At 44.3% G+C, this 23,224-nt stretch carries 23 protein-coding genes and 1 pseudogene; 4 read left to right on the top strand and 20 right to left on the bottom strand.

Annotated elements, in window-relative coordinates; translation table 11 throughout:
- Positions 1-2: 2 nt before the first annotated feature.
- From NSQ57_RS08165 to NSQ57_RS08140, 6 genes are all read right to left on the bottom strand, one after another.
- A complete protein-coding gene (locus NSQ57_RS08165; protein ID WP_277884395.1) occupies positions 3-464 on the bottom strand; it encodes a spore coat protein CotJB in 462 nt (153 codons plus the stop codon).
- Between the two features lies 1 nt (position 465).
- On the bottom strand, positions 466-690 hold the full coding sequence (locus NSQ57_RS08160; RefSeq protein ID WP_029516595.1) for a spore coat associated protein CotJA: 225 nt from the start codon (positions 688-690) through the stop codon (positions 466-468).
- Positions 691-930: 240 nt separating this feature from the next.
- Positions 931-2,280, bottom strand: a complete 1,350-nt coding sequence (locus NSQ57_RS08155) for a hemolysin family protein (protein ID WP_029516594.1) — start codon at positions 2,278-2,280, stop codon at positions 931-933.
- A 16-nt stretch (positions 2,281-2,296) separates the two neighbouring features.
- Positions 2,297-3,427: a radical SAM/CxCxxxxC motif protein YfkAB gene (gene yfkAB, locus NSQ57_RS08150; protein WP_340884910.1), complete on the bottom strand. Its 1,131-nt coding sequence runs from the start codon at positions 3,425-3,427 to the stop codon at positions 2,297-2,299.
- A gap of 97 nt (positions 3,428-3,524) precedes the next feature.
- Positions 3,525-4,685, bottom strand: coding sequence for an HD-GYP domain-containing protein (locus NSQ57_RS08145; protein ID WP_069011214.1), 1,161 nt, complete (start codon positions 4,683-4,685; stop codon positions 3,525-3,527).
- Positions 4,639-6,093, bottom strand: a complete 1,455-nt coding sequence (locus NSQ57_RS08140) for a bifunctional UDP-sugar hydrolase/5'-nucleotidase (protein WP_069011215.1) — start codon at positions 6,091-6,093, stop codon at positions 4,639-4,641. The genes NSQ57_RS08145 and NSQ57_RS08140 overlap by 47 nt, the downstream gene beginning before the upstream one ends.
- A 317-nt stretch (positions 6,094-6,410) precedes the next feature.
- On the opposite strand from NSQ57_RS08140, the gene NSQ57_RS08135 reads away from it, so the two are divergent.
- Entirely contained in the window at positions 6,411-7,475 is a 1,065-nt protein-coding gene (locus NSQ57_RS08135) for an HD-GYP domain-containing protein (RefSeq protein ID WP_029516590.1), read from the top strand.
- Between the two features lie 169 nt (positions 7,476-7,644).
- On the opposite strand, the pseudogene NSQ57_RS08130 reads toward NSQ57_RS08135, so the two are convergent.
- Positions 7,645-8,500: pseudogene (locus NSQ57_RS08130) on the bottom strand (manganese catalase family protein).
- Positions 8,501-8,706: 206 nt separating this feature from the next.
- Between NSQ57_RS08130 and NSQ57_RS08125 the strand changes: the two are divergent.
- Positions 8,707-9,546 carry a manganese catalase family protein gene (locus NSQ57_RS08125; RefSeq protein WP_029516588.1) on the top strand — a complete coding sequence of 280 codons (840 nt, stop codon included), beginning with the start codon at positions 8,707-8,709 and terminating at the stop codon, positions 9,544-9,546.
- 292 nt (positions 9,547-9,838) lie between these two features.
- On the opposite strand, the gene NSQ57_RS08120 is transcribed toward NSQ57_RS08125, so the two are convergent.
- From NSQ57_RS08120 to NSQ57_RS08090, 7 genes are all read right to left on the bottom strand, one after another.
- Positions 9,839-10,201, bottom strand: coding sequence for a YmaF family protein (locus NSQ57_RS08120; protein WP_029516587.1), 363 nt, complete (start codon positions 10,199-10,201; stop codon positions 9,839-9,841).
- A gap of 280 nt (positions 10,202-10,481) precedes the next feature.
- A complete protein-coding gene (gene sufB / locus NSQ57_RS08115; RefSeq protein ID WP_013309556.1) occupies positions 10,482-11,879 on the bottom strand; it encodes a Fe-S cluster assembly protein SufB in 1,398 nt (465 codons plus the stop codon).
- A gap of 30 nt (positions 11,880-11,909) precedes the next feature.
- Entirely contained in the window at positions 11,910-12,332 is a 423-nt protein-coding gene (gene sufU / locus NSQ57_RS08110) for a Fe-S cluster assembly sulfur transfer protein SufU (RefSeq protein ID WP_013309555.1), read from the bottom strand.
- On the bottom strand, positions 12,322-13,545 hold the full coding sequence (locus tag NSQ57_RS08105; RefSeq protein ID WP_029516586.1) for a cysteine desulfurase: 1,224 nt from the start codon (positions 13,543-13,545) through the stop codon (positions 12,322-12,324). Before NSQ57_RS08105 ends, sufU begins: the two co-directional genes overlap by 11 nt.
- Complete coding sequence (gene sufD, locus NSQ57_RS08100) at positions 13,542-14,846, bottom strand: Fe-S cluster assembly protein SufD (protein ID WP_025719242.1); 1,305 nt, start codon at positions 14,844-14,846, stop codon at positions 13,542-13,544. Before sufD ends, NSQ57_RS08105 begins: the two co-directional genes overlap by 4 nt.
- Positions 14,847-14,869: 23 nt before the next feature.
- Positions 14,870-15,652 carry a Fe-S cluster assembly ATPase SufC gene (sufC, locus tag NSQ57_RS08095; RefSeq protein WP_029516585.1) on the bottom strand — a complete coding sequence of 261 codons (783 nt, stop codon included), beginning with the start codon at positions 15,650-15,652 and terminating at the stop codon, positions 14,870-14,872.
- A gap of 390 nt (positions 15,653-16,042) precedes the next feature.
- Positions 16,043-16,513, bottom strand: coding sequence for a Dps family protein (locus NSQ57_RS08090; RefSeq protein WP_013309551.1), 471 nt, complete (start codon positions 16,511-16,513; stop codon positions 16,043-16,045).
- A 312-nt stretch (positions 16,514-16,825) separates the two neighbouring features.
- On the opposite strand from NSQ57_RS08090, the gene mtnK reads away from it, so the two are divergent.
- Positions 16,826-18,049 carry an S-methyl-5-thioribose kinase gene (gene mtnK, locus NSQ57_RS08085; protein ID WP_069012770.1) on the top strand — a complete coding sequence of 408 codons (1,224 nt, stop codon included), beginning with the start codon at positions 16,826-16,828 and terminating at the stop codon, positions 18,047-18,049.
- A gap of 5 nt (positions 18,050-18,054) precedes the next feature.
- Positions 18,055-19,164 (top strand): S-methyl-5-thioribose-1-phosphate isomerase, encoded by a 1,110-nt coding sequence (gene mtnA, locus NSQ57_RS08080; RefSeq protein WP_342425896.1) that lies wholly within the window; start codon positions 18,055-18,057, stop codon positions 19,162-19,164.
- Positions 19,165-19,313: 149 nt separating this feature from the next.
- Here mtnA and NSQ57_RS08075 read toward each other — a convergent pair whose 3' ends face one another.
- From NSQ57_RS08075 to NSQ57_RS08050, 6 genes are all read right to left on the bottom strand, one after another.
- On the bottom strand, positions 19,314-19,616 hold the full coding sequence (locus NSQ57_RS08075; RefSeq protein ID WP_342425895.1) for a DUF1805 domain-containing protein: 303 nt from the start codon (positions 19,614-19,616) through the stop codon (positions 19,314-19,316).
- A 196-nt stretch (positions 19,617-19,812) separates the two neighbouring features.
- Positions 19,813-20,361 (bottom strand): RNA 2'-phosphotransferase, encoded by a 549-nt coding sequence (locus NSQ57_RS08070; protein ID WP_342425894.1) that lies wholly within the window; start codon positions 20,359-20,361, stop codon positions 19,813-19,815.
- Between the two features lie 140 nt (positions 20,362-20,501).
- A complete protein-coding gene (locus NSQ57_RS08065; protein ID WP_029516580.1) occupies positions 20,502-20,753 on the bottom strand; it encodes a hypothetical protein in 252 nt (83 codons plus the stop codon).
- A 13-nt stretch (positions 20,754-20,766) separates the two neighbouring features.
- Complete coding sequence (locus NSQ57_RS08060; RefSeq protein WP_342425893.1) at positions 20,767-21,930, bottom strand: WXG100 family type VII secretion target; 1,164 nt, start codon at positions 21,928-21,930, stop codon at positions 20,767-20,769.
- Positions 21,931-22,052: 122 nt separating this feature from the next.
- On the bottom strand, positions 22,053-22,256 hold the full coding sequence (locus NSQ57_RS08055; RefSeq protein WP_165145182.1) for a hypothetical protein: 204 nt from the start codon (positions 22,254-22,256) through the stop codon (positions 22,053-22,055).
- Between the two features lie 167 nt (positions 22,257-22,423).
- The gene (locus tag NSQ57_RS08050) at positions 22,424-23,209 is read right to left on the bottom strand and encodes an LPXTG cell wall anchor domain-containing protein (RefSeq protein ID WP_230584968.1); all 786 of its coding nucleotides are present in this window, start codon (positions 23,207-23,209) and stop codon (positions 22,424-22,426) included.
- Positions 23,210-23,224 lie beyond the last annotated feature (15 nt).

Genomic DNA, 23,224 nt, shown 5'->3' with positions numbered 1-23,224 from the left:
GCCTAGACCTGCCACGGCCAAGGGGATTGACTCCACTCCCAAGGATACTTGGAATAGGCACGACCAAAATTTTGTAAAGGCCCATATAGCATCTGATACTCGTTAGCAATCGCCGTTCTTTCCTGCGTCAGCTTATTGAACTGCTCGATGGCCTGTAAATCATCTGGGTGCGTATTCAGATACAAATTCAGCTCCACCAACACAAAATCCACCGCTTGGAGCTTCTCCAGCAACGCATAAAACTGGGCATCCCCCGGCTTGGTTTGGGGCGTGCAGCCTTGGGTCGGGTTTCCGGCTTGACTATAGCCCTGAGTTTGGTTCTGATACTGGTTCTGATACTGGTTCTGGTATGGATACGGATTTGAATAAGGGCTTTGATATGGATTCGGCTGTTGCTGTCCACTCTCATGCTGATTTTGCTGCTGGAATTGGAATGGGGACTGACCCTGATTTGGATTCTCCATTCTATTCGCCTCCCCCCTGGTTTCTTCTAGGCTCATAAGGGCTGTAAAGCAAAGGCCATAGCGTTCCCTTCGTCAGCGCCTCATCTGGACTGAATTGCGGTAGACCAGGGGGCTGAAATTGCACAAACAAGTTTGGCGGAAGCACATAAGTCTTGCACAGAACGGGCGGACACGGATCGAACGGGCCGACAAACGGGGCATACTCACCTTGCTGTGGAAATTTCACGGGCCGGGACCTCCTTTGGTTGATCCATCTGCTTTACTATTCAACATATGCCGCATCGCCCAAGTCTCGAACAAAAAATCACAGATAAAAATAATTGTTCAAAAAAAATAACTATAGAACTATTTCTAATCAAAAAGAACCTTTAAAACCACGGTAACGTGGATCTAAAGGTTCTTGCTTCAGCACACTATAATAACTTACATACCTGAACTGATCTTACCTATCTCTGTGGATCAGGACTCAATCGGTAGAAAGCTCATCTTCAATCACAGGCTCAGGCTTGCGGTGAATCTTCACTCTCATTATGCGAAGCCTTGTTGCTTCCTCCACCTCGAAGGTAAGGTTATAAAACTCAATTTTCTTCCCTTTCACCGGAATGCCTTCCAATTCCTTAAACAGCCATCCTCCGATGGAATCTACCTCGTCGTCTTCGATGTTTACTCCAGTCAAATCATTGACATCCTCAATGAGCATACGACCGTCCACAGAGATGAAGTTCTCCTTGATTTCCACGCTTGGGCGTTCATCCTCAAACTCATCATAGAGATCCCCGACGATTTCCTCCAAAATTTCCTCCGCTGTCAGCAGCCCGGCCGTTCCGCCGTATTCATCTACCACGAGAGTCATTTGGGAATGTTTTTTCTGCATAAGGCGTAGCACGTGACTCACTTCCATAGACTCCGGCACATTCAAAATAGGACGTACCACCGAAGCCAGATCCAGTTGTTCCCCCTGCTCAGCTAGCAGAAGATCCGTGATATGGACAAAACCGATAATCTGGTCTTTATCCTCAACCGCTACCGGGTAGCGGGAATGCTTGGTCTCGCTGATAATCTTGAGATTTTCCTTAAACGACAAATTCGTATACAAACAATCCATATCTGTACGCGGCAGCATGATTTCACGTGCAAGCAAGTCGGAAAAATCAAAAATATTATCCATCAGCTTAATTTCGTCCTTATCAATCACACCGCTTTTGGCGCTCTGATTCATCAATATACGAATCTCTTCCTCCGAATGAGCCGCTTCGGCTTCACTCGCCGGCTGAATCCCGAATGCACGCAACAGCAAGTTTGCCGCAGCATTCAATACCCAGATCACAGGTAGAAAGACCTTATAAAAAAGCAGCAAAGGCGCCGATAAAAACAACGCCACACCTTCAGTCTTCTGAATCGCTAAAGACTTGGGAGCCAATTCCCCCAATACAATATGCAAAAAGGTAATTACGCAAAATCCGACGACAACGGATATCGTTGTAATCAGGGTGCCGTCAGTTACACCGAGTTTGTGCATGAGTGGCTCTATCAGGTAGCCGGATATTGCTGGCTCTCCAATCCAACCCAAACCCAATGAAGCCAGCGTAATGCCCAATTGGGTGGCGGACAGATAAGCATCCAACCTTTGGTTCACCTTCAGCGCATAGCCTGCCAGGCGATGACCCTCGCTTTGGAGCTGCGTCAATCGGGATTGGCGCATTTTGACCAACGAAAATTCTGCGGCCACAAATACACCATTTAGAAAGACAAGCAGCAGTACCAAGAGGAGATTCACAGCTAGCAATCCCCAATGAAACTCGGTATGACCATCCAATACGAACTCCCCATTTCTATAGTTGTAATGCTTTTCTTGATTTAAAGTCTATTCCTTTGTAGTACATATCCGCTACGAGCAGGTTCGGTCCACAACAGGCAGCGGCATCACAATGACAGTTCACAGTCTGATTCAACGGATGCTCATTCAGCCATTCACCAAAAATATCGTCCAGACTGTCTTCCTGAATGTTGCCGAAAGCCGGAATGTCTGCAAAATCCGTCACATACACGCTACCCGTGAACATATTCACATTCACACGGTTTCTTCCGTCTGGATCATTACGCACCGTAATATTCGGTTCCTGACGCAAGCGGCGAAGCAGTTTGCGGTCTTCTTCCCGGTCCGAACAAGCAAAGAACGGTAATGTGCCAAACAACATCCACATGTCCTGATTACGTACATCCAGCAGCTTATGGATAGAGTTCCGCATGTCGTCGAGTGAAAGCACAGGCAAAGCAGAGGCAAAATTTGACGCATACATTGGATGAACCTCATGCCGTCGGCATCCCATTTCGTTGATCAACTGATGAATGCCCTCCAGCTTCGTGTGTGTCCGATAATTAATCATGGATTCAGCTGAAATGAACATTCCCATTTCACTTAATCTGCAGGCATTCTCGATCATTTTTTCATACAGGCGAACAGCACCCGCACGTGGGGTCGGCCGGCCTGTATTTGCAAAACCCACTTCATAAAAATCGTCCGCATTCAAATAGTTAAACGAAATATGCATCACATCTAGATAAGGAAGCATCTTCTCATATCTGCGAATATCTAACGTCAGATTGGAGTTGATTTGCGAGCGAATACCGCGCTCTTTGGCGTATTTCAACAGTGGAACGATCACTTCATCCACTGTTTTATCGAGCAAAGCAGGTTCCCCGCCTGTAATACTGATGGTCTCCAGATGCTCGACTTCATCCAGACGCTTCAGCATTAGGTCTAACGGAAGGAAAGGGGCCTCCTTCATAACCAGCATGTCGCCAACAGCGCAATGCTCACAGCGCATATTACACAGATGCGTTACGGTCATTTCCACACTCGTAAGCAAATGACGACCATGTGTACGCAATGAGACAATCGGGTCCCACGGATCATAGGTTGGCGATATTTGGGGTAGCGTGTTATTTTGTAGAACTGTCATTATGTTTTCACCTTATTTCTGTTATTAACCTCAAAAGACGTATAATTATCATATCATGATGTGTAAAGTGTCTGCATGCTTTCTTCCACATCATCTGCTAATCTACGTGTACTCCTCCGAAAGGGGCCACAGTAGCACCCAATGTATTTGTAATCATAACCGAGAGGGATATGGACAAATCCACATCATAAGGTGCTTTCACTTCCTGCCCATCCCGGTCCCTTACAATGCGAATGACGGGTCTTTGCGGGATTTTGGAATGTATACGCACCACGACCCCCTCTTCCCCCGTGTTGAGCACCACAGAGAGTCCCAAGGGGTAAATAGCCACACAGTCACGAAAGGCTTCTAGCATTCGCTGCTCATATAACGTTCCTGCCCCGGCGTACAGCACTTCCATCGCCTCATAAGGCAACAAAGCCTGCTTATATATCCGACTTGCTGTCATTGCGTCGTACGAGTCTGCCAGGCCGATCCATTTCGCATATTCGTGGATCTGGTCCTTTTTCCAACCGTGTGGGTATCCGCTGCCGTCAATACGCTCATGATGCTGTAATGCACAGTGAGCCGACAACAAGGGAATTCCAGGTTCGTCTTTAAGCAGCTTGTAGCCGATCACCGTGTGTGTTTTCATATGCTCATATTCCTCGTCGGTCAATTTACCCGGCTTATAGAGTACTTGAGGTGAAATTTTCATTTTACCGATATCGTGCAGTAGTGAACCTATTCCCAACTCCATCAGCTGATTGTTATCGTAGCCGTTGGAAATTCCCAGTACAAGTGAATATAGACATACGTTCAAAGAATGATGATACAAATCCTGATCTGCGGCCCCAATATCCATCAACATAATGACGGCGTCCTGCCGGCCTCCAATATCGTCCAGAATAGATTCCATCACCTTATAAAATGACTTGCCAAAATATTTGTGCTTATGATCTACGGAGTAGGATGACAACCCTTGAAATTGCTTTTTGATTTCCTGTAGCGCCGCCGCCCTTGTCTGTTCATGGATCATCTCAGGAATGACGATATCTTCTGTCACAGCATCCTCAATGTATACATATCCAATACCGACTTGGCCTAGACGTTCAATCAATCGCGAAGTAAGCTCAACACCTTCCGAGAGCAGCACCATTCCATTTTCATTGTATATTTTTTTGCCCAGCTTCATGCCGGCTCTCAATAATGTAACAGGTACCAGTCGCAGCTTAATCCTCTCCCGATTGTTTTGATACCTGAAGCCACCTAGCTGCAAAACATTCTTCCATCGCGCCCGGACGCTTCAACTCCATTTCAATCAAATCCCGTAAAAATTCTGGAAGCATAAATCGGAGATCTGTTCCGTTCGCAAGCACCTCATAACCTGCTTTGAAAGTGAACATATCCAACGTGCCCACTGTGTATTCCTCATGCTCTTCCAAAGGTTGACCTGCTACACGAATGTCCGTTACTTTTTCATAAGGAGCACGGCCAGGGTCATACTGAATAGCCAAGCCTTCCACACACATCGTACCAAGCACTTTGCCTCTGAAGCCAAAGCCCGTCATAGGCTTGTCCGCAAATTCAGGCAGCAAGGACTGCTCCAGCGCCAACCGAATATCGCTCCCCCGCAACTTCATAACACAGGCATTAATCGGTGAAGGGCATAAGGAATGCAGGATTCCTTTACTGATATCCCCTTGAGGTAATGGGCCGAGCAGTTGTCCCGCATTGACGAGGGCAATTTCTGTTCCTGTAAAATGGGACACTGATTGTGCCAGCATATTCCCGAAAGGGGATTCCTGATCATATGCGATCTCCAGTTTCCGATCCGTCACAGCAACCGTGCTCTCCATGGCGCGCTCTGCTTGTCTGCGATGCACCACAATGGCCGATGCCACTTTTTCGTCCAGTATTGTCAGATCCACAGGAACTACACCGCCTGACGTGACTCGAAACGGTTCGAGGCTATTGTTACGACTTAGCGTCACTTCACCCAGCAGCGTTCCGAACTTACCCGCCCCACATAAAGCTGTTTTCCCGATCCAAAGCGGTTCCTCCAGCACATGATGGGTGTGACCTCCAAGGATAACGTCAATCTCAGGAAATTGCGACGCTAACTTTTTATCGGAAGGTAGGCCCAGGTGCGACATCACGACCAAAACATCAACCTGCTTTCTCAGTGCCGCGATCTGCTTCCCCAGCACATCAAACGGATTGAGCACATCCCAGCCCAGCAATTGATAATACTCTACAAAAGGAGCCGTCACACCAAGTAAACCGACCTTGATTCCTGCTTTGTCTACAATAAGGGATTCCTTCATCCACGCAGGACTCATCCCTGTGGCACACTCAGTCATATTGCCACATATGACCGGACAATGAATGCCCGCATATGCCTGTTCAATCATATCCGGGGTAAAAGTCAGTCCCTCATTATTACCGATCGTAATGGCATCATATCCTGTTAGATTCATCACATCCACATTTGCCCCACCTAGCGTTCCTTCCGTTTCGGGGGCCATCCGGTCCATGTGGTCTCCTATGTCAAGCACAAGTAGCGCATCCCCTAATGCAGCTCTTCGTTCATTAATCATCGCGGCTATCGAAGGCATACTGCCAAAATGACTATGGATATCATTGGTATGCAAAATGGTCAACGTTTGCCGAGTCGTCATCTCCATAACCGCCCTCCTCTATATTTTATATATCGACTTTGGAGCTTCTAATGTTTAAGCATATCATGTTATTTAGCAATATGGTACATATGGGTGGACATAGTCCTTAAGCTTCGCTGTAGTCTCTGGGCAATCTCATATTACAAACATAGTGAAAAGTATTGACGTTATCTATTGTAGGTATCTGATAGGAATTGGGTTCCTGGGACCTATTTTACAGCTTGGAATAATAGTAAATTAGTCGTTGTCATCCCATATAATTCTTGATATATTAAGTTTGTTTCGTATTTTCGACAAATTTACGACAATAAGGAGGTTAGCGCATGAGAGTACACGTTACCGATGCCAAGCCAGGAGATCGCCTCAAATCCGATACATACAATGGGCACGGTGTGCCTGTCATGGTTCAGGGCACCGAGCTACAGCATGACGATATTTCCAAGCTCATTATGCACGGTGTCGATTATATCGACATTGATGCCGGTTCTGCGAGCATTCCGGTTGACTTTGCCCCCGATGTTCCAGCTTCCCCCGAGTCCCTCAAACGTGCCGTTCCTCTCATGGAGCAGACGATCAGTGGCTTTGAAAGTATGTTTCTCGAAGCTTCCTCAACTGGCAAATTTGATGAATATCGAGTTGATGAGCTGTTCGGCCCTCTCGTTTCAGAGCTAGCTCGTCAAAAAGATGTCGTATCTCTGCTGTTAATTATGGAACGGGGAGATCACTATACCTATAATCATTCTCTCCAAGTAGGCGTACTGTCATATTACATTGCCACATGGCTTGGGTATACGGAAGAAGAAGCATATGCCGCCGGTAAAGCTGGATATTTACATGATATAGGCAAGTCCATGATACCCGATGAAATTTTGAACAAACCGGATAAACTGACACCTGAAGAATTTCATGAAATGAAGAAACATTCGCTATATGGCTATGATATTATTCGCAATTCAACCAGCGATGAGATTTCTGCAATTGTCGCCTTACAGCATCATGAGCGTGAAGATGGAAGTGGATATCCCCATGGTCTGTTCAAGGAAGAAATTCATCCTTTTGCCAGCATAACAGCTATTGCCGACGTGTATAGCGCGATGATTTCCAATCGTGTGTATCAGACGAAGCAGGAGCTACTCACCGTATTACGCGAGCTGCACAGCATGAGTTTTGGACATCTAAACCCAGAAGCTACCCAAGTGTTCATCAGACACATGCTTCCTAATTTCATTAATAAGCAGGTTCTGTTGACTACAGGTCAGACAGGAACGATCATTCTGAACAATCCTGCTGATTACTTCAGACCCTTAGTAAGAATTAACGATGATGAATATGTAGATTTGTCTAGGGAACGCCATGTATCCATTGATGAAATTTATTTGGAATCCTGATCCGCTACTGCCTCCCGGCGTTACTTCGGTGGAACGAAATGTTTTGCCGAAGCACAGACTACGCGAATAAAAAGAGACTGTCCTTGATTCGTAGGTTCTTCTACGAAGGACAGCCTCTTTTTAAGTTACGGATATTAACCTTGTTACTATCTTTATTTATGGTTTAATCCTAAGTGGTAAGATCGTGTAGCCCTGGACTATGTTCATTAGGCAATTCGGGCATATACGGAAGAGGAAAACCCTCAGGAGGATCTATTACACTCAAATCCCCACCGTTTCTACTTGGAGTTTGCCCATTGAATATTTCCCCAATACGGGTAGAATCCAATCGAAAATTAAACTGCGCATTGTGAAAGCCCATCTCAACATACTTCCGGCATTCTGGATACTTGTTAATATCGTAATTTGGAACCGGGAACAATTTTCCCCAATCAACTCCAAGTGTCTCTAACGCTTTGGCAAACGCGTTTTGATGAGCATTATCCCTCACAATCAAAAAAGCCAACGTTTCCCGGAATGTTTTGTTCGAGCTCATTTCGTAAATTCGGGATTTTTGCAGAACCCCTGTAGATTCGAGTACGAGATTATCAAGCAAATCACTAACCAGATTCCCGTGGGAATAAACATAACTACCTAGCCAAGGATTCCCACTTGCATCAACAGGTAAGGAACTTTGGGCTCCCAATAATAAAATGATGAGGATTTGCGTGTTTTATCGCCTCATCTAAAGGAGCATGATCCATTCCCGCATCGCCGGCTTGGTCTGCGCCTGAGCCAGTCAGAAGTTGATTTATAGTATGTTGGACCAGTTCAACATGACTAAGCTCCTCTAGAAAAACTCCTCGTATCAAATCCCTATACTGCACAGCATTACCACGAAAATTATTACTTTGAAAGAAAAACTGCATCATAGTACGCATTTCTCCGAATCGACCACCTAACACTTCTTGAATCACTTTAGCAGCAGCTGGATCGGGCTTATCGGGTACTATTAAGTTAATTAAATCTTCTTTATAAAAATACAATTCAAATCCCCTCCTTAGACTCTTTATTTTAAAGTGAAACATAGGCTTCCCTCTTTAATAAGTTTTATACAAACCAAACAAACAGAAAGTTAAATATAAAGACCCGTATCAGATTGTTGTTATGCTGCTCCTCGTTTTATTACATCTTGAAAAGGTTAAATACAGTTAGAATTCACTAAGCTGCTTTAGTTATAGGAGGAGTAAATATGTTTAGACATCAAAAAGAGTTGCAGTTTGAAGTGAAAGTAGAGCGCCCTGATCCTCTTTTTGCCCGGCAGGTACAAGAAGTTTTGGGAGGGCAATTTGGAGAAATGACCGTGATGATGCAATACTTATTTCAAGGATTTAATTGTCGCGGTGATGAAAAATACAAAGATATGTTAATGGATATTGGAACTGAAGAAGTAGGGCATGTGGAGATGCTGTGTGCTTTAATTAGTCAACTACTTGATGGAGCTAAACCAGAAGATCAAGAACAAGCTGCAAAAGACCCTGTTACAGCTGCCATAATGGGGGGAATTAACCCGCAGCACTTGCTAGTCAGCGGTCTAGGCGGATTGCCTACTAATTCAAATGGAGTTCCATGGAACGGCTCTTATATCGTCGCAAGTGGCAACCTTTTGGCGGATATGCGATCCAATTTGCACGCAGAGAGTCAGGGTCGATTGCAGGTAGCAAGGCTATATCATATGACACAAGATGAAAGCGTCAGAGCTACACTACGGAAAATGCTAGCACGTGACCGCTATCACCAGTATCAATGGATGGCGGCAATCCAAGAATTAGAAGAGAAAAACGGTGTTGTGGTTCCGGCTTCTTTTCCCCCTGAGGCAGAACAAGAGTCTCAGCCTGAAGCTTATGAGTTTTGGAATTTGTCTGAGGGCGAAGAATCTAGTGAAGGTTTGTGGGCAACAGGGAGTGCGCCGGATGGAACCGGGAGCTATGTATACATCTCAAAACCAGTTGCCAAGGGACAAATCTATAATGCCAAAATACCAGCAACCGAGTTACATCATGACTTAGACCATAAAACTTCAGATAAATAAACAAGTGGCAGACGAGCTGTCCCAACATTAAAGAATTGCTTATTGGTGACACTGACCATAAAAATGTTACAAAAAATATATACTTAATATTCGAATAAGGCGGCTTATCATAGCATAAAATCATAGCCGATCATAAATCATGAAGTACAGAATTAATGTAAGACTAAAAGCCCTGCCGACCAATTATGGTTAGCAGAGCTTTTTGATTTCAAAGACGATGCTCTCATTCTGTATGAGCAGATGTCTATAACAATCATTTGTGTTACCTCAGCTTCGGTCAAACCACCGTTCATTAAATAAGAGGTGCCTGAATCAATGTTGCAAAATTAAACTGGTGTACATGACCATCATTTAATGTAGTTTGGCCCGTAACAAAATGTACATGCTTACCATTTCCGACTGGAATAGCGGGCCCTGTTCTAATCCTTCTCAGATTATGAAAATGGTTCACGAAATCAGTTTTGGTAAGATCAATTTCATGGACATGACTTCTTCCAACTCGAATCGCTTGCCCAGTAACACCTGCAAAGCGGTGGTTATGTCGGTCTGCACCTTCTTCGGCCAGTTTGGTGCTACCTTCAAATTCATGTACATGTCTCTGTGTCTGCTTAGAAGAGAGGGTTTTCTTCTTCACTCCAGCTTTATTCTTCTGCATCTGTTGGCATGCCTCCTTATGTTTATGTCACTCACAACATCCTATTAAGCAAACATACATAAGTGCTAGGCAACTATCTGCAGTCCTAAGCATAATTTTTTTTGTAGTGGAAAGAAGGCTTATGGACTTAGGTATCACAGAAAAAACAAAAGAAGACGAACTTAAAAAGTTCGTCTCCTATACTAGCAGGAAATCCGAATCGGCATAAAATCGGCACGACTCGGATTTAACAAGCTTTAGAATACCTCAAGAGCCTTGACATACCAAGGGTTACTGCGTTTTAACCGATACTACCTTCCATCTCGAACTTGATCAAACGATTCATCTCTACCGCATATTCCATCGGCAGTTCTTTTGTGAATGGCTCAATAAAGCCCATAACGATCATTTGCGTTGCCTCTGCTTCAGTCAAACCACGGCTCATCAGATAGAACAGCTGATCTTCCGATACCTTGGAAACCGTTGCTTCGTGCTCAAGCGTGATGTCATCATTCATGATTTCATTATAAGGAATAGTATCTGAGGTTGATTGATTATCCAAAATCAACGTATCACACTTGATATTGGATTTTGCACCTTGAGCCTGACGACCGAATGAAGCTAATCCGCGATACGTTACTTTACCGCCGTGCTTACTGATCGACTTGGATACAATGGTGGACGTGGTGTCTGGTGCTAAGTGGATCATTTTCGCACCTGCATCCTGATGCTGGCCTTTGCCTGCAACAGCGATGGACAGGACCATCCCTTTCGCTCCACGGCCTTTCAATACAACGGCTGGATACTTCATCGTCAACTTGGAACCGATGTTACCATCGACCCATTCCATCGTTGCATTTTCTTCTGCAACCGCACGTTTGGTTACCAGGTTATAGATGTTTGGTGCCCAGTTCTGGATCGTTGTATAACGAACGCGTGCGTTCTTCTTACAAATAATTTCGACTACGGCACTATGCAGCGAGTTCGTGCTGTAAATCGGAGCCGTACAGCCTTCTACATAGTGCACAAAGCTGTCTTCGTCAGCAATTATGAGCGTACGCTCAAATTGACCCATGTTTTCCGAGTTGATACGGAAGTAAGCCTGCAATGGAACTTCACATTTCACACCTTTTGGTACATAGATGAAGCTCCCACCTGACCATACCGCACTGTTCAGTGCTGCAAACTTATTGTCCGCAGGAGGTACAACTGTTGCAAAATACTCTTTCAGAATCTCAGGATGCTCACGCAACGCCGTATCGGTATCCATGAAAATAACGCCCTGATCTTCCAGTTCCTTTTGCATACTGTGGTAGACAACCTCGGATTCATACTGTGCGGATACACCAGCCAAAAACTTTTGCTCCGCCTCGGGAATACCCAGTTTATCAAAGGTTTCTTTAATTTCCGTAGGAACCTCTTCCCACGTCTTCCCTTGTTTCTCGGAAGGTCTTACATAGTACTGGATATCGTTGAAATCCAGTTCATCCATATCTCCGCCCCAGTTTGGCATTGGCATTTTTTCAAACTGCTTCAGTGCCTTCAGACGGAACTCCAGCATCCATTCTGGCTCATCCTTAATTTTGGAGATTTCCTTTACGATTTCCGGAGTGAGACCCTTACCTGTTTGGAAAATGGACTTGTGCTCGTCACGAAAGCCGTATTTATACTCTTCCATTTCCGGTGCTTTCTTGGCCATGTTTCTCAAACCTCCTCTGTTCTATTTAAATTATTTATCTTCATCAATCCCTTTGCGCAGCGCGTTCCAAGCCAGTGTCGCACATTTGATGCGGGCCGGGAACTTATTTACGCCTGACAAAGCTTCCAATTCTTCATAATCATCAAATTCGACGGCTTCCCCCTTCATTAAAGAAGAGAAGCGGCTTGCCATATCCAATGCCTGATCAATCGTTTTTCCTTTGACTGCTTCTGTCATCATCGAAGCTGAGGACATACTAATCGAGCAGCCTTCACCAGTAAAACGGGCATCTTCGACCACGCCATCTTTCGTTTTGAGTTGAAGGGAAATCCGGTCACCACACGTAGGATTATTCAAATCCACCGTAACGGCATCATCCTCAAAACGTCCGCGATTGCGCGGATTTTTATAATGATCCATAATCACGCGTCGGTACAAGTCATCAAGTTGCATCGCCAAAATACTCCTTTGTTTGGATTAAGGCGCTAACCAGAGCGTCGACTTCTTCTTCCGTGTTATAGAGATAAAAGCTAGCACGTGCAGTTGCACTGGCTTTCAGCCAGCGCATCAATGGCTGGCAGCAATGATGTCCCGCACGTACAGCCACCCCTTTGCTATCCAGTACAGTAGCTACATCATGCGGATGCACATCATCCAGGTTGAATGTTACGAGCCCAACATGACGTTCTGCCGGTCCGTATATCGTCAACCCCTCCACTTCACGGAGACGTTTGAGGGCATAGTTGGACAAACGGCTCTCATGCTGTGCAATGGCGTCCATTCCGATGCTTTCCAGAAAATCAATAGCAGCTCCCAAACCAACAGCTCCAGCGATAATCGGAGTTCCACCTTCGAATTTCCAAGGCAGCTCCTTCCATGTGGATTCATACAATCCCACATCGTCGATCATTTCCCCGCCGAACTCAATGGGCTCCATATTTTCCAGCAGCGCCTTCTTGCCGTACAGTGCCCCGATCCCAGTAGGCGCACACATTTTGTGACCCGAAAAGGCATAAAAGTCAGCATCGATGTCTTGCACGTCTACTTTCATATGTGGTGTGCTTTGTGCACCGTCTATAACGATAACTGCGCCTTTGCGATGCGCAATAGCTGCAATCTCTTTGACAGGGTTCACAACACCAAGCACATTGGAGACATGCGCAATCGCTACAATTTTGGTGTTTTCTGTAATAGTATTCTCCACATCAGCAAGATCAACGCTACCATCCTCTTGAAGTGGAATATATTTTAAAGTTGCGCCTGTGGCTTTGGCTACCTGTTGCCACGGAATCAGATTACTGTGATGCTCCATTTGTGTGATGACAATTTCATCACCCTCCTTACAGTTAGCTCTACCATAAGAAGAAGCCACCAGATTCAGCGCCGTTGTTGTTCCGCGTGTAAAAATAATTTCCTGACTGCGCTTGGCATTCAGAAAGCGAGCTACCTTCTCCCGCGCACCTTCATAAGCATCCGTCGCCCGGCTACCCAAGGTATGCACACCACGGTGAACATTTGAGTTATCATATTCGTAGTAGTGCTTGATCGCCTCGATGACCGCCAGCGGTTTTTGCGAAGTAGCCGCATTATCCAAATAAACCAGCGGATGACCGTTAATCTCCTGATGTAAAATCGGGAATTGTTCACGGATCAATGCAGTATTCATTGGCCTAACTTCCTTTCAACAAGGCTTTGCAGCTGATGTTGAAGTCCTTCGAGCGGAATCTCAGATACGACAGGTGCCAAGAAGCCATAAATAATCAGACGCTCAGCTTCTGCACGGCTAATCCCGCGGGACATCAAGTAATACACTTGTTCACGGTTAACCTGACCAACCGATGCTGCGTGACCTGCTGTTACATCATCTTCATCAATCAGCAGGATTGGGTTAGCGTCACCACGAGCTTTCGGGCTGAGCATCAGAACACGTTCTGTTTGCTGACCATCTGCTTTGGTAGCACCTTTTTCAATTTTTGTAATTCCGTTAATGATGGAAGACGCTTCTTCACGCATCACTGCGCGCGTAATCATCTGACTGGCGGAATTTTTGCCGAAATGCTGTGCTTGTGTCGTATAGTTCAGCTTTTGTGAGCCGGAACCTACAGCAATGATCTTGGCATCCGAATTGGAGCCATTGCCTTTGAGCACGGACATGGTATTGCTTGCTGTATTGCCGTTGTTCATTTCGCCCACAATCCATTCGATAGCTGCGTCATTTCCCAACGTGGCACGACGAATTGAAATATCCGTTACTTGCTCTCCAAACTGATGGACTGTCGCATAGCGAACTTTAGCCCCAGCATTTGCAACAACTTCTACCGCACCGTTATGAAGAACAGGTGCCGCCAAATCCGCAGATACATAGTTGTCTACGTACGTCACGGAACTATGACTTTCGACAATAAGCAGCACATGCGGCGCAAACGTTGCAGTCGCATCGTCTGTCAGGAATACAGCTTGAAGCGGAACGTTCAGTTCTACATTTTTAGGCACATAAGCAAATACTCCACCGTTCCAGAGTGCTGCGTGCAATGCAGATAATGAATTTTCTTCTGCCTTAATCACTGTGTTCAGATGAGCTTTAACCAAATCAGCATGCTCTTTAACGGCTGTTTGCAAATCCGTGAAAATGACGCCTTGCGCCGCCAATTCCTCGCTCAGCTTCACGTATACCGCGCCGGAGTTGCGCTGAATAATCAGACCGCCCTCCTGTTGCTCTTTAACCAGATCAGCAATGGCTGCAGGAACCTGCCCTACCGATGCAATGACCTCGCTCTGTTTATGTTGACCGTAATCGTTTAATTTCCAACGTTCGATTTTTGTTTTTTCAAATACCGGAAGCTCCAGTTTGCCTGCAAGCTCAAGTGCTTTTTGTCTGTCTTCAGCCAGCCAAGATGGTTCGCCGTTACGTTCGGACAGAACACGCAGTTGCTCGGAATCTACCGGAAGGATTGTTTGTGTAGTCATTAGTTTTCCTCCTCGCTTCCGGCTTACGCCTCTTGTCCTACAGTTTCATCAACGATACCCAGCTCTTCCTTGATCCAGTCGTAACCGTCTGCTTCCAGACGCTCAGCAAGCTCAGGACCCCCGGATTTAACGATACGTCCTTGCATCATCACGTGTACATAATCTGGTTTAACGTAGTTTAACAGACGTTGGTAGTGAGTAATCACGAGGAAACCACGATCTTCGGAACGCATAGCGTTCACACCGTTAGCCACGATTCTCAAAGCATCGATATCCAGACCGGAGTCGATTTCATCAAGAATGACAATTTTCGGATCAATCATCATCATTTGCAAAATTTCATTCCGTTTTTTCTCACCACCAGAGAAGCCTTCGTTCAGGTAACGGTGAGCAAACTCAGGGTTCATTTCAAGCTCTTTCATTTTGCTTTCCATTTGACGGATAAACTTAATCAAGGAGATTTCTTGTCCTTCTTCACGGCGCGCGTTGATCGCACTACGCAAAAAGTCGGAGTTCGTTACCCCTGCAATTTCACTCGGGTACTGCATCGCCAAGAACAATCCTGCACGTGCACGCTCATCCACTTCCATATCCAGCACGTCTTCTCCATCCAAAGTTACTTTACCATCTGTGACTTCATATTTTGGATGACCCATCAAAGCAGACGCAAGTGTACTTTTACCCGTACCGTTAGGACCCATGATGGCATGGATTTCTCCGCCCTTCATTTCGAGGTTAATACCTTTCAAAATTTCCTTGCCTTCAATGGTCGCTTTGAGACCTTCAATCTTAAAGTTTGTAGCCATATTCGCAATACCCTCCAAAAAATGTAGTGTGGTGTCGAAATCAGAAAGTATATTTAAACAGGGGAGCCCCCTGATTTCAAGTAATATTTAAAAATTTATTTATAATCATTCTAAACTGATTCTCAATGATTCTCAAGTTATTTTATAATAAATATCTTGAAGGGTGCAACCAACAGACACACGTTATCCAACTTTCTTCATAAAATGTTCACCCTACCAAGCACACAAATGGCAAAATACATCCTGCGAATGTTTATATAATTATAAATTTGTACAAAAAACACGAGGTGCATGATCTCTTTTCAGCCATAAAAACGCTACTGACAGCATGACGTCAGTAGCGTTTTACATGTAAAAAGTTTATTTCAAAGCGTAATCCCATCACTACAATTAGCCCAAATAAGAGCGAAGCATCCACATATGTTTCTCCAGATCCGCTTTATAGCCGATCAGCAAATCTGCAGTTGGCTGGTCGGAATTGCTTTCCGCCAGTTCAATACCTTCCTGAAACTCCTCGCATACCGTTGCAAAATCCTCGATCAAGGTTTGTACCATCTTGGGAGCATCTTCGTTGCCGGTTGCTTCCTGAATCGACGACAGCTCCAGGTACTCCTTCAATGTTGCGGAAGGTGAACCTTTCAACGCGAGCAAACGCTCGGCGATCTCATCCATTTTCAATGTCACTTCATTGTATAACTCTTCAAATTTAACATGGAGTGTGTAGAAACTGGAGCCTTTCACATACCAGTGATAGTTATGAATTTTTACATATAACACATTGAGGTTAGCGACTTGACGGTTTAAAAGTTCCTCCACCGATTTGGTTTGCGTATTTTTCGAGTTACTTGTTGTTTTAGCCATCATAAATCCCTTCCTTTTTCATCAAATTGATTTTCAGGAACGTTTACGTATCCATCACCGTCATTGCTGACGGTAAGACGCCAGCGGGCATCCTAATCACCTGCCGGACGTCTGTTTCATACTTACCCTCTCTATACGGAAACGAAACAAAAAGAAGAGTTCTCCTTTCTCCCTCTTTCGATCCTCCATAAAAAAAATGTACAAAACTTCAATGATTTTCGTTATACTTTCTCTATCCTATCAAAATACTTGGTTTAATATTGTGATATTTCCAGGCTATTTACATGTGCACAATTTATGGAGGTGACTTCGTTGTCCCAATATCATCCTTTAACGACTGAAGAAGCAATCGAATTCGTGAAGAACATCCCCGGATTTTTTAGTCAGGAAGCTCGTCTGGAATGCCGAGAAATCGGTGATGGTAACCTAAATCTGGTTTTTCATATTACGGATTCTGAATCTAACAAGAGTATCATTGCCAAGCAGGCACTTCCCTATGTAAAAATTGTGGGTGAATCCTGGCCGCTCTCACTGGATCGTGCCCGTATTGAACGCGAGGCACTTCAGCAGGAGCACCACATTTGCCCCGAATTGGTTCCTGCGATACTGGCGTATGACGATGAGCTTGCATTGACCGTGATGGAGGATCTTAGCTCCCACACCATCATGCGCAAGGGACTAATAGAAGGAAACACATATCCATATTTCGCTAATCATATTGGGGAGTTTCTGGCACGCACGCTCTTCTTCACCTCAGATTTGGGCATGAATCAGCAGGATAAAAAAGACCTAGTCAAACGTTTTATCAACCCGGATCTCTGCAAAATAACTGAGGATCTGATTCTGGATGAACCGTATCGGTTCTCAGATAATAACAACTATGGTGCGTACATCGAAGACGAAGCAGAGGCACTCCGTACAGATCAAGCGCTTCATCTGGAAGTGGCTTTGCTGCGAGAAAAGTTTTTGACACGAACCGAAGCGCTTCTGCACGGTGACCTTCATACTGGTAGCATTTTTGTAACGACCGAATCAACTAAAGTCATTGATCCTGAATTTGCCTACTACGGACCCATGGGCTTTGATATCGGAGCGGTGATCGCCAATCTGCTGTTGAACTACGCTGCACAGCCCGGATGGACCTCTGGTGAGAAGGCTCTAAAAGAAAGGCGCGACTGGGTTCTGGAGACTGCCATTCAGGTATGGGAGCAGTTTGAGCGTAGGTTCCGCAAACTGTGGGACGAGCATGTCACCGATCATATGGCACGTACAGCGGGGTATCAGGACTTGTATCTTCAGAAAGTACTACAAGATACGATTGGTTTTGCAGGGTGCAAAGTGATCCGCCGTATCATCAGCCTGTCGCATGTGGCAGATATCGAGACAATAGCCGATCCTGACCTCAAGGAAGCTGCGGAACGTCTGGCGTTATCTATTGGTAAATCCTTGGTTCTTCGCAATCGCGGGCTTCATTCGATTCGGGAACTGGGAGACATTGTTCGGACAGCAACAGCTGCCCAAACTAAAGGAGCTTAATGAATATGAGTGAACAGAAAGAAGCGGCTCCCGTAACCTCCGGGAAAGCTGCAGTGTCCGGTCAGGCTCTATCTTCGTTGGTGTGGAAAGGCAACCGCTTGTCCATGTTGGATCAGCGTCTGCTACCCGAAACGATTGTCATGCTGGATTTATTCACGGCTGAGGAAGTATGGGATGGCATACATGCCATGAAGATACGCGGTGCGCCCGCCATCGGGATGGCTGCGGCCTACGGCGTTGTGCTAGGAGCTACCGCCTACGACGACACCGACGCTGCTGGGTGGCTGCAGCATGTACACGACGTGTGCGGACATTTGGCTACTTCACGGCCAACTGCCGTAAATCTGTTCTGGGCGTTGGATCGCATGAAGAAGCGAGCCGGGGAACTCATCGTTGAAGCTAGCGGAAGTCAGGTCGAAGACTGGAATGCCGGGCTGGAGCGTGAAGCCATAGCCATTCAGGCAGAGGATGAGGAAGTATGCCGCCAGATCGGCATCCATGCTTTACCTCTGTTCGAGGACGGAATGGGCGTACTCACTCACTGCAATGCAGGCGGATTGGCGACAGCCAGATACGGAACAGCGCTCGCGCCCATGTACCTTGCGCATGAGAACGGCATCCATCTCAAAGTATTTGCCGACGAAACCCGTCCCGTGCTGCAGGGAGCGCGCCTGACCGCTTTCGAGCTTCAGCAGGCAGGCATTGATGTCACCCTCCTCTGTGACAATATGGCGGGCATGGTGATGTCCAAAGGATGGGTACAGGCCGTTATTGTCGGCACAGATAGAGTCGCTGCTAATGGCGATGTCGCCAACAAAATCGGCACCTATAGTCTAGCTGTGCTAGCGAAGGCGCATGGCATTCCTTTTTATGTCGCTTCACCACTATCTACCATTGATTTGCAGACCGCAACAGGCGCAGATATTCCGATTGAGGAACGTTCTGCGGAGGAAGTTACCGAAAGCTTTGGTAAACGGACCGCCCCGAAGGGCATCAAAGTCTACAATCCAGCTTTCGATGTTACACCTCATGAGTACATTACCGCCATCATTACCGAAAAAGGGATTGTCCAAGCACCCTTTAACGACAACCTCCCCGCTTTGTTTGCCGATTAATCGTTCTTGCAGATCATACCGTTCGTATAAAGCCGAATAGTCTGCTCGATAGAGTGTAACTTTTCATAGAAAAAAACCGGAGCCAAAAAGTCCGGTTTTTTTCGGTTCTTGTTCCTCTACTTTTATGCAACATATGCACATAGGCTTCACTACACCAGTTTCAATAGTGCTTCATAGCCTGGCATCCCTGGTTTAATTCCAAGTTGCTCGGCTTCTGTCGTCACTGACTCCATCGGCGCTTCCAACAGTTCCTTTAGTGTTTTTACCCCCACAGCTCGTGCGGCAAGAATTTTCCGATCCGCCAGCCGTTCATTGAGCAATCCAACATCCAGCGCACCACACATGATGTAGCCATGGGAGTTAGAAATCGTTAACAGCGTTGTTTTAGGCAGTTTGACCTCGACTCCGATAAATGTATGCTCACCCACTTGAATAGGTTCCATGTGTATCATGGTGATTTCATGCACCTCCTCTTTGTTCATCCGGGATATTTTATGCGGCATTTGCGGGTAAGTGTGGACACTCGTGGATACATTCAAAATATTAGGAGGGGAATGTATGTACAGCAAAATAGACGATATCAAAAAGACCAGACGAATTTTTTCTCATCTAGTCTCGGTGATCATCGTTAACGGTCTGGGTTACGCTTTATTCAAACTTTTTTAAGTACTGTGGCGGCACAAGGTCGGCAAGCCAAACACCGTGGTTGGCTTTATAAAACTTCACTTGATTAGCCAATGCCTTTTCTGTATCTACTTCAAGGATCACCAGTTCCCCACGTCTTTTACCTGCCAGAATTGCAAACTCAAGGGCTTCAGACAGATGTACATACTTTCTGCCCATTGGCTTAATTCCTTCATTGAAAATATTATGGATTACCTTTGTGTTTGTACCGTGATAGAGAATGGTTGGTGGAGTAGCTTCCTTATAATCTAACCTGTCTGTACTGTGACCATAATTAGCTCTTATGTACCCATTAACCATCTCATATCTTTGTTTTGGACAATGGCTTACTACTTGCTTGATATCCGACTTGCTTATATCAGACCATCTATTCTCTGATCTTATTCCTTGAATCAGGTCTTGAATGTCACAATAACCCTCATGGTCTAGCTCAAGACCAAACTGTTCTGGTGTATGCCTAAGAATCTTACTCATAAATTTACTAAGGCTCTCTTCTTGTTTTGACGTTAACATGATATGCTCCTTCTAAAATCGTCTCTTAATTCTAGGGTGGATAAAAATTTTCCTCTTTAATCAGATAGATTGCAATGAAAAAAGCTTACTCTCATTTTATTATCAATGGAGCAAGCTCGGTTCGTATTCCTGAAGCTACTTTATGATTCAAATGTCATCTTGTCAGGAAATATACCACCTTCTTTAACGAAGCAACGTGCCATCCGCTGTGCAGCCCTATCAAAATAAAATTTGTTTGAATGATTCGAATCTGGTAAAGGTTCAATTTCAGAGAACAGCTTAGTATCCTTGTTTAATTGAATTTTCCCCATAGTGTGTTCGTTTGGACCATATTTATAAATAACTACTGTATCATCTTCATGTTCTTTAAAAAGTAAAACAAATGCTCCCATTATAAAATCTCCTCTATTCTATTTCCCATGGACGACCCGACCTTACCGCAGCGTTATGAGCAGTCTCATAGTCTGTTTTAAATATACCCTCAAATCTAGATTCAAACAATTCATGGTTAAGCAAATCCATATCTTTTTCTGTTTGTATCCCTTTTTGTAATCTATCCCATGCTTGAGCTATTTCGTAATCAGAATGAAATCTGCCATAACCACTTGATTTTATGTGTTCTTTTATGAAAACGTGTTCTTTGATTCTTTGAATCCTACTTTCCTTCATTCCAGAATTCTCAGCTATTGCTCTTACATCACTATCTGAAGCTCTGATTTGATCATACATCTCATCTGCTTCAGCTTCTCTACGAAAATATTCATCAATTGAAAGATCGTTTCTCCCACCTGTTTGTACTTCTGTTTTAGATTCAGATTCTATTGAATTCCGTAAGCTGGAACTCGTATTATTCTTCGGAATCTCATACTGAATAGATGGTTTCAAACCAATTTTAGGCTTAATAACTGAGCTGACTCCTCCAAACAATCCTGCTGTACCAATCATATTAGCCCAATGTTCCTTTGACCACGCATTGGTAGGATTAAATGCGCCCTGAATCATACCCGTTATTCCAAATGTACTGAAATTGAGCATGTCATTCCACGAATCGTTTTGTTTAGCTGCTCGTTCCATGTACCCTTGATACATTCCTTTTGGAATACCATACGACATATAATCTAAGAAGCTCCAAACCGAATCAAACTTTTTCTCATAACGTACTGAATTAGCATCTACAAAATCCTGACCTAGTTCAGTTAAGCTATCTACCGATTTCTGGAATGCATTTCGTGTATCTGGATCAGGAACAGCACATGAATTCGGTGGAGGTGGTAAACAACTTGCATCAATGTTACCTGTTTCCATCAGATCTGCTAATCTGAATTTATCTGCATGGTGACGTAACTCCCTAGCAATAGAATCCATCAGGGTAACAAAGTCATTCATATTCTTCTGAGAGGTCTGGAAGGAATAGTAAAAGTGCTCTTTAGTCAGTCCTTCCCACAATTGTCCCATAGATGAAATTTGTTTTACTAAATTGCTATTCACTTGAGTTGCCGTTTGCTGTGCTAACTCAAACTGCTTGGAGATAGTCATAAGTTGCTCAGGCGTCACTTTAATAGTTGTCATAGGTTAGTTACCTCTAGTCATGAATTCGTTATGACATAGTAACACTATTCCGATTTATGGAAAATGAACTTAATTCCTAATTGTTATATGAAGGATTAACCTTTCTACCTACGTCTAAAGACTTAAAACGTGCCATGATCTTCAACCATATCTTGCAACCCAGGGATAAGCGTAAGGAGTTTTTTGTAGTTTCTTAGTTGCTGAGTTGTTATATTTAACTCATGTGCAATATCAGCCTGTGTTTTTTGCTGACCAAAATTATTTTGCTCAGCACTTTCATATGTATGCTGATTATTCCCTTCTAGATTGGCGCTCCCATCCCTCACTCCAGATTCTTTCCAACTCAACACAAATCAAAAAGGCTAGACGGAATATCCATCTAGCCACCTACAACACTTCATTATCTGAGTTGAATTTAAATAGATAATTCCAGCCCGCCAAGCCGTCTAATTATATCAAAACTATTACACAGTTTATTGTATACAAGATTAATCTATAACTTTTTTCTTCTTTTAATTACGAAAAAAATGCCACCAATAATTGCTAACCCGGCAATAGAAAATAGTGACACTTTTTCTGTGCTGATTTTGCTTGTAATGAGCTGCGAAGTAGTCGAGTTTAGATTAGATGGACTCCCCCCAGAGATCAGTTCATCTGAATCATTTTTTTCAGAAGCTTCTTGCCGAGCCTTCTCATTGGCAGATAGAAACTCTACAAACTCCTGTAAATTGTATACTTTCAATGGCTTAAATTCCATGTATACGCTCTCTCTAAGAGGAACCACAACTTCCTTCCCATCTATATCAGAAATTAGAGCAACCGTAGCCAGTCGATCATCATATATCAGTTTGCTGCTTTCATCGTAGCCAATCAATTTCTTTGCTTCTTCGAATTGACTCGGAAACTCAAGATCACTATAAGCTGATCGTATTCTTTTCCCATCTTCTGAAAAAACAATACCATTATTTTGTTGTCCACTTTTTATGGAAAATAAGTACCCTTTAGATTTTAAAATGTCATTAGCTCTATCTGTATTCCCTGATCTAACAGCTTTAGAATTAACAGTGTAAACCTTAAAACCTTCATCAAGAGTTAAATTTTCCGCTTCTTTAGTAGTTGTTATTTTAAATCCTGTATTCTTTCTAATATCATCTTTGAAATTCCCCAAATCCTTTTCAATAGATTGCTCAACTTCTTTCGGAACCTCATTTGCCGCTAAGACGGTTATAGGTAACAATAAGATACAAGAAAACGCAATACCAATTATTTTTTTATACATTTTATCAGTCCTCCT

Origin of the sequence: Paenibacillus sp. FSL L8-0502 (assembly GCF_038593055.1) — a bacterium.
Classification (GTDB): domain Bacteria; phylum Bacillota; class Bacilli; order Paenibacillales; family Paenibacillaceae; genus Paenibacillus; species Paenibacillus polymyxa_D.
The sequence above is the reverse complement of the archived record's forward strand: the minus strand, read 5'-3'. Positions and strand labels throughout refer to the sequence as shown.